The following is a 510-nucleotide window of genomic DNA, read 5'->3' on the forward strand; positions in this document are numbered from 1 at the left end:
GTTATTTGTGATGAGAGCAAGTTCTCGAGTATCACCAGCAAGAATCCAACGGCGACGGCTTTCGTCAAATAAGTTACGACCACTGCTGTAATCGTATGGATTGGACGATACACCAAGCATATCTTGCAGTAGCGTAACTGAAAGGTCTAAATGGCTCGTGCTGTGATTAAACTCACCAGCCATCATACCAGGCCAATGGATTACCATAGGCACCTGCAATTGGTAACGACTGTAGTTACTGTTTGCGCCCCAGCTATTGGTATTGGTTTCGTTAAACTCACTGCCATGGTTGGAAGTGACGATAACAACGGTGTTTGCCAATAATTGAGCGTCTTCAAGTGTTTTGATAATACCGCCGACTTTGTCATCCGCAGATTTCACGGCAAACTCATAAGCATTTTTGAAGCGTTCACTCGCCGACATATCTTCTTTCGAGTTCGACGGGATAGATTCAAAATTATCTACCGTAGTAACTTCGATGTAGCTGAACCAAGGCTGGTTCGCTTTTTC

The 510-nt window shown here is 44.3% G+C and carries 1 protein-coding gene; it reads right to left on the reverse strand.

Annotated elements, in window-relative coordinates:
• The coding region (locus R7190_RS31025) for a sulfatase-like hydrolase/transferase (protein WP_318138360.1) at nt 1-510 on the reverse strand (510 nt) is incomplete at both ends.

The organism is Vibrio sp. 1078-1, from assembly GCF_033340475.1.